This is a genomic window from Inconstantimicrobium porci (genome assembly GCF_009696465.1).
Taxonomy (GTDB): Bacteria; Bacillota; Clostridia; order Clostridiales; family Clostridiaceae; genus Inconstantimicrobium; species Inconstantimicrobium porci.
This window is the reverse complement of the sequence record NZ_VULX01000011.1, coordinates 85,570-92,526: the sequence shown is the minus strand read 5'-3', so window position 1 is coordinate 92,526 and position 6,957 is coordinate 85,570. Positions and strand designations below refer to the sequence as shown.

Genomic DNA, 6,957 nt, shown 5'->3' with positions numbered 1-6,957 from the left:
CAACATGTTTTCCTTGCTTGATTTGAGTAGTAGTTCCACGACGGATTTCATTGATAATAGTATTGATTGGTCTTTGCAATTCTTTGGCAATTTTATATGCAGAGCAACCGTCTGCAAGGCGTATTTCTATAGTCATGCGCTCTTTGAAATTCAAGTGTTTATTTTTACGTGATTCTGTGTTATGATTTGGGTAATTCATAGTGATTATCCTCCTTGTTATTTTGGTTTCACAACTTAATTATAACACGGGTAATCACTATGGATTTTTTATTGGTTCAATTAGTCAATAAAATAAATTAGACATATTTAGGAGGATATTTATGGAACATAAAGGTACAAAATACATAGAAACAGAAAGACTTATATTACGTCCATATACAATGAGAGATAAAGAAGCGATGTTTAAGAATTGGGCATCTGATGATGAAGTTACAAAATTTCTTACATGGCCTACACATAAAAGCGTTTCTGTAAGTGAAACAGTTTTAAAAGACTGGGTATCAAATTACGAAAATAAGGATTGCTATCATTGGGCTATTGTTCTAAAAGAAAATGGTGATGAGCCAATTGGTGATATTGCTGTAGTTAATGAAATAGATGAAAGAGTTAAAAATGCTGAAATAGGTTACTGTATTGGTAGAGAGTGGTGGCACAAGGGAATTACGTCAGAAGCACTTAAGGAAGTTATAAATTTCCTTTTTGATGAAGTGGGAGTTAACCGTGTACAAGCAAGACATGATACAAAGAATCCTAATTCAGGTGCAGTTATGAAAAAGTGCGGCATGAAATACGAAGGAACTCTAAGACAGACAGATTGGAATAACCAGGGCATATGTGATGCAAGTTACTATGGGTTATTAGCTAGTGAAAGATAAGATACTTACGAGGTGTTATGATGCAGTTTGCAGTATGTGAAGATAATGCTTCAGAGGCTGAATTGCAGAAAGAATACATAAAGAAATGGAGCATTATTAAAAAAGAAAATATTGATATAAAAATTTATAATAGTGCAGAATCATTTTTGTTCGATTAGCAGGAAAAAGCTCTAACAGATGTTCTGCTGCTTGATATTGAGATGGCAGGTATGAATGGTATGGAGCTTGCTAAAAAGATAAGGGAAATTGCAGATTATTTTTGTTACTGGCATAAGTGATTATGTATTTGAAGGATATTCAGTATCAGCAGTATCTTACATTCTTAAACCTGTAAAAGAGGACAAGCTTTTTCAGTGTTTTGAAAAGGCAGTTGAAAATCTAAATAATGAGGAACCGTACATTATAGTTAATGAAGAAGGCAGTACCAGCAAGGTTTGTCTCTCTGATATATGCTACATAGAAAGTTATGGGCACTTTTCTTTTATTCATACAAAACTTAAAGAGATAAAATGCAGTACAGGTATCAATCAAATGGAGAAGCAACTTAATGACAAGCGTTTCTTCAGAGTTCACAGGTCATACATAATCAGTGTGCCTTGGATTGTCATTTGTGGGCTGGATCATTAATGGAGTTGTCTTTGTGCTGTTTGATTTATTTTATGACAGGGAACCATTTAAGTATCAGTGGTATAAAGTTGGAATATTTGCTATTGCAGCATTTTTAATTAAATTAATTTCAGTCTTTACATCATATGCTGACTATATGCTTGAACTTGAAGTAATGTGCTTTGTAAGTTTTATTATGCTTTCTAAAAAAACGTGCTTATCTCAACAAGTTTAACGGAATAGTCGTTGGATGCGTGTTCTTAATGTTATTAAGCAGTAACTTTTTATTTATGGCTTACGGAAAAAATATCTTCAGGTCATTAAAAACTGCTTATATCTTTAGAATGGTGATACTTGTATTTGCAGTCTTATTATTTGTACTGCTTGAAGCAACACTAAAAAGTTATAAGTCAGACTATGAAATCAGCACTAAAAGATTTCAGCAGGATGTTTTAAAACATCAGTACTCAGAAATCAAAAATATTTATATGAATATGAGGGGCTGGAGGCATGATTACCATAATCATCTTCAGGTCTTAAAAGCTGATATGACTCTTAAAGATTATGATAAAGTTAATAATTATCTTGATGAACTTGAGAAGGACTTAGACAGTGTTGATACATACGTTAAGTCAGGCAATATGATGATAGATGCAATATTAAACAGCAAACTTTCAATTGCCGAAAAGGAAGAAATTAAGATAACCTGTAAAGCAGAAGTGCCTGAAGGAATAAAAGTTAATGATATAGATCTCTGCGTTATTTTAGGTAACCTTCTTGATAATGCTATTGAGTCATGCGAAAAAATCGATAAAGAGGACAGATTTTTAAGAATTTATATTATCGTCAATAAGAAACAGCTGTATATATCAGTGCAGAATTCTGCCAAAGAAATTCTTGATTTTAATGAGAAGAATTATATTACAAATAAAAGGGGAAACTACGGTCTTGGCATGAAACGTGTGCAAAGCCTTGTAGATAAATACGATGGATTTTTAAATCTTCAGAATGAGCCGGGAATTTTTGCATCAGAAGTTACAATTCCACTTATTTGATGCACGAAAATGCCTTTCTGATTCGTTTTATCTATGAAGGGGGAGTGATGAGAGTGAATTTATCAAATGGGGATAGCAGTTTTTTAAAGAAGTCGTTGAAAAGTTCTCAGATATGGTGCTTCGCATTGCTTATCAGAATTTAAAAAACTATTGTGATGCTGAAGATGTTGTACAGGATGTTTTTATAAAACTGATGAAAGAAGATAATTTTCAAGATGAAAATCACATTAAAGCATGGCTGATTAAAGTCACAATAAACAGATGCAAAGATATTAATAAATCATCATGGTATAAAAAGACAGAGCCATTTACAAAAGAAATTGAAGAATTTACAGATGAAGAGAAAAACGTACTTGAAGAAGTTATGAATCTTCCAAAGGATTATAGAAATGTTGTATATCTTTTTTATTATGAGGGCTATAAGATAAGTGAAATTGCCAAGATTCTTGATAAAAAGGATAATACTATAAGTTCACAGCTTACAAGAGCAAGAAAGAAGCTTAAAATGAATCTTATTAAAAAGATGCAGGAAGCAGAAGAAAATAGAGAAAAAAATGTGATTGAAATGCATAAAAGCAATAAGTGCAAAAAAATCATCATTCCTTTAGCAATGGCAGTAGCAATATTAATATGTGTTATAGTGGGCAAGGAAATTTTAAGTTTTAAAAATAATATTAAGAAACCAGAAGTAGTAAATAAAGTTGAAGAGCAGCCTAATGATGATGATTATGAAGATACGAATGCAATACATTTTAGTGATAATGAGAAAGCTACAGCAAGCTCTAAACTTTCAGTGTTTACAGAATGGGGTGGATGTGGATCTGAAGGATATACAGAACGTGATTTTAAAAAGCAGATTTCAGGTAATCCATGGAATAAAGATTGTCACATAAAAACTCTTCCCATATTTAAGAATAACAACTATGTTAATCAGGAGACTCAAAAATGGGAAGGTAAGCGGATTCCTAAAGATGAATTAGAAAAGAAAGTAGAGAAAACTGCAAAAAGATTAAATTTTAAGCTTACAAAGATATACAAAACTCCTACAAAAGAACAATTGGAAGAGTATAAAAAAGACAAGAATCTTCATACTGATAAAAGAAAGTATTTTGAAAAACAAGAAAAGGAGCTGTCTGGTACAGTTGACACTATAGTAGGTGAATTTAAAGGTGGCACTATAACAGCAAATTGTCGTGGAGGTATTAATATTGAGTTTTCTCCAGGTATAAAGCTCCCTAAAAAATATAAATTTAATTTATATAATGTAACAAAAAAAGAAGCAGAAGATACTCTAGATTATCCAATAGGTGGTACGTCTGGTAGTATTTCTTTCTTGCCTGATGATAATGGAGGCTTAAAAGAGATTGAAATCGGAGAAAAAACTATACATGAGGAAATAGGCATATATCCAATAATATCTCTAGAAAAGGCTAAACAATTACTTTTTAACGGTAAATTTCAGACTACGTATATTGATGTTGAACCATCTGCAAAAAATATTGCAGGCGTTGAACTTATGTATAGAGATAGTGTTTATGACAAATATCTAATGCCATATTACAGGTTCTTTATTGAGTATAAATGTAATGGTAAAAGTGATAGTAAAAACTATTATGTATGTTATGTACCCGCAGTAGAAGAAAAGTATATTGAGAATATGCCTAAGTGGAACGGAGAATTTAATTAGTACATTTCGTGAAAAAAATAATACATTTGGTGCAGGAACTCCATATTTTTGGAGTTCCTGTGCTATTATACAGCCATAGATTGGGGTGAAAATGGTGGAAAAGAATAAGAAGTATTCAATAATCAATAATTTAATTTACAGTTATAAAAATCTTATAAAATATGAGGGGAAAAGATATTTTGTACCTACATTCTTTTATATTATATCAGGTATTGCATTTCCTTTTATGGCAATTCTGCTACCTAGTGAAGCTGTAAAATTACTCTCAGGAAGAGGAGATAAATTGCACATATTTTTAATCTTATCAGTATATATTTTATTTGTTGGTATTGCATCTGGATTTGGAGTTTGGATGAATGAAATATTTTCAGCACTTCAGAGGATTGTCCAGAATAGTGAAATAATGAATGGCTGTAGAGATTTTCTTGAATTTGGCTGTATTAATGATGAGTTAAAAGATGGTCATGTAAATAAGGATGCAATTCATGAAATAAAACTTGAAAATGTAAGCTACAAATATCCTGGTGATCCAAAGTATGCTATTAAACATAAGAATGCAGGACTTTTTGATAAGGTAAATAATTATCCTAAGAAAGCGGACACAATCATTCTTAAGGAACTTAGTGAAGATGGCGTTGATTTTTCAGGTGGTGAAATGCAGAAGCTGATGCTTGCAAGAGCTTTATATAAAGATGCACCTGTAATCATACTTGACGAGCCTACAGCAGCACTTGATCCTATTGCTGAAAGTGAAATGTATGATAAATATGCTATATTTGCTGAAAATAAGACAAGTATATTTATATCTCATAGAATGAGCAGTTGTCGTTTCTGTGATGATATCATTGTCTTTGATAAAGGAAAAATAGTTGAAAGAGGTAGCCATGATGAATTGCTTTCAGAAGACAATTACTATGCATCAATGTGGAAGGCACAGAGCAAGTACTATGCGTAAAGTCAATATATAAATATATATTTTAAATTAATTTCTATAATATTACAGTAAAAGTTGATAGTTTTTTTAAAATTGCACAAAAGTATCTCAAAATATAATTTATTGAAATAAATTGAAAACGCGCTATACTATAATATGGGATATTTATAAATAAGGGGAAATAGATTATGAATTATAGTACTAAGACAAAGATAATGAAATTAATTGATACAATTAATAGTGCAACGAATTTACTTAAAAGCATGGTGGATTATAATGAGGGGATAAGTGCATGCATAGATGCTTATGATATGATTCAGCATAAATTAAGTGAGTATAATGAAAATTTAGAAGTTATTAATCAAATAGAAGAGCAAAAGAAAGCATATAAATCATTCACAATAAAAAGTATGCGAACTAATAAAAAATATATTAAGCAATGTATACTAAAGAATAATAATATAAAAAATACTATTGAAAAAGATGTTATTTGTAAGATAAAACTAGTATTCATGCCATACAAGGCAGCAATGTGGGATAGTCTTGCAAGTATATATGAAGCGGCAAAAAAAGATGAAAATTGTGATACTAAGGTTGTTCCTATTCCTTATTACAAGTATGATATAGGAGAACAACAGTATGTATATGAAGGAGATAAACTTCCAGATGGCGTAGACATAGTGGATTATAATGAATATTCTCTTGAGGAGGAAAATCCTGATGCAATATTTATACATAATATTTATGATAACAGTAATATTCTTACTCAAGTTAAGGAAGATTATTTTACTTGGAATTTAAAAAAATACACAGATAATTTGATTTATGTACCTTATTGCCTATCTAGTCCAGTAGAAGTTAAAGATATAACTAAAAGAGTTCAGTTTTCATCAAAATCTATACAATTTGTAGATAAGGTTGTTTTAGACAGCGAGATATTGGAGAAGGATGCATTAAACGCAGGAATACCTAAAGATAAATTTTTAACATTAGGTTCACCTAAATTTGATGACTTATATAATAAGATGAAAGGTGATATAAAAATTCCAAATGAATGGCAGAGTATCCTAAAAGATAAAAAAATAATATTATTGAATACTGGATGTTTATTTTTCAATAATTGTGTTGATCCATTTTCAAAATTGAGATTGGTTTTTGATATTCCAAGATATTTAGATAATATAGCAGTAATTTGGAGACCACATCCTTTAACGAGAGAAGGAATAAATAGAACTACTCCTCAGTATTTAGACATATATGATGATTTATGCACTAAAATAAAAGAAAAAAATCCATTATATAAAAATATAATATTAGATCAAACAGCTGATTATGAGATTTCAACAAGTATTTCTGATATGTTAATTACAGAAGCACGTAGTTCATTATTAATTACATATTTGTTGACTGATAAGCCAATAATGACACTTGGAGATTACACTGATGAATGGTTATTACCAGATGGATTATTATATGATATTGATGATTGTAATATGCCTTGGTTTGAGATCGCTAAAAAATTATCTGCAGGTGATGATTTAATTGATAAAAAGAGGAGCCAAGCTTTAGGTAAGATTTATAAAAACATAGATGGAACAAGTGGACAAAAAATATTTGCTAAAATAAACAGTGAAATAATTAACAATTTATAAAAAATAAGTATTAAACAGAGTAGAAAAGCATAAATCCACTCTGTATTTTGATTTTTTTATAGGTTCATAGTGAATTATTATGTTTGAAATAATAAAGTTGTAATATAATTTAACGATATTGTAATAGTTTTAAATTTTAAAGGTATAC

At 30.2% G+C, this 6,957-nt stretch carries 8 protein-coding genes and 1 pseudogene; 8 read left to right on the top strand and 1 reads right to left on the bottom strand.

Going from position 1 to position 6,957, the window contains the following annotated elements:
* On the bottom strand, window positions 1–199 hold a 199-nt coding region (locus FYJ33_RS09090; protein WP_154531345.1), incomplete at its 3' end, for a helix-turn-helix domain-containing protein.
* 121 nt (window positions 200–320) lie between these two features.
* Between FYJ33_RS09090 and FYJ33_RS09085 the strand changes: the two genes are divergently transcribed.
* The 8 genes and pseudogenes from FYJ33_RS09085 to FYJ33_RS09045 all read left to right on the top strand — a co-directional run bounded on the left by FYJ33_RS09085 (window position 321) and on the right by FYJ33_RS09045 (window position 6,809).
* Complete coding sequence (locus tag FYJ33_RS09085) at window positions 321–875, top strand: GNAT family N-acetyltransferase (RefSeq protein WP_154531428.1); 555 nt, start codon at window positions 321–323, stop codon at window positions 873–875.
* A 17-nt stretch (window positions 876–892) separates the two neighbouring features.
* Complete coding sequence (locus tag FYJ33_RS09080; RefSeq protein ID WP_154531427.1) at window positions 893–1,033, top strand: hypothetical protein; 141 nt, start codon at window positions 893–895, stop codon at window positions 1,031–1,033.
* An 88-nt stretch (window positions 1,034–1,121) separates the two neighbouring features.
* The gene (locus tag FYJ33_RS09070; RefSeq protein WP_154531426.1) at window positions 1,122–1,502 is read left to right on the top strand and encodes a LytR/AlgR family response regulator transcription factor; all 381 of its coding nucleotides are present in this window, start codon (window positions 1,122–1,124) and stop codon (window positions 1,500–1,502) included.
* 13 nt (window positions 1,503–1,515) lie between these two features.
* Complete coding sequence (locus FYJ33_RS09065) at window positions 1,516–1,716, top strand: hypothetical protein (RefSeq protein ID WP_154531425.1); 201 nt, start codon at window positions 1,516–1,518, stop codon at window positions 1,714–1,716.
* 28 nt (window positions 1,717–1,744) lie between these two features.
* Window positions 1,745–2,536 (top strand): sensor histidine kinase, encoded by a 792-nt coding sequence (locus tag FYJ33_RS09060; RefSeq protein WP_154531424.1) that lies wholly within the window; start codon window positions 1,745–1,747, stop codon window positions 2,534–2,536.
* A 97-nt stretch (window positions 2,537–2,633) separates the two neighbouring features.
* Window positions 2,634–4,223, top strand: a pseudogene (locus tag FYJ33_RS09055) (RNA polymerase sigma factor); the annotation flags it as partial.
* Between the two features lie 91 nt (window positions 4,224–4,314).
* The gene (locus FYJ33_RS09050; protein WP_154531422.1) at window positions 4,315–5,178 is read left to right on the top strand and encodes an ATP-binding cassette domain-containing protein; all 864 of its coding nucleotides are present in this window, start codon (window positions 4,315–4,317) and stop codon (window positions 5,176–5,178) included.
* A 167-nt stretch (window positions 5,179–5,345) separates the two neighbouring features.
* A complete protein-coding gene (locus tag FYJ33_RS09045) occupies window positions 5,346–6,809 on the top strand; it encodes a hypothetical protein (protein ID WP_154531421.1) in 1,464 nt (487 codons plus the stop codon).
* Window positions 6,810–6,957 lie beyond the last annotated feature (148 nt).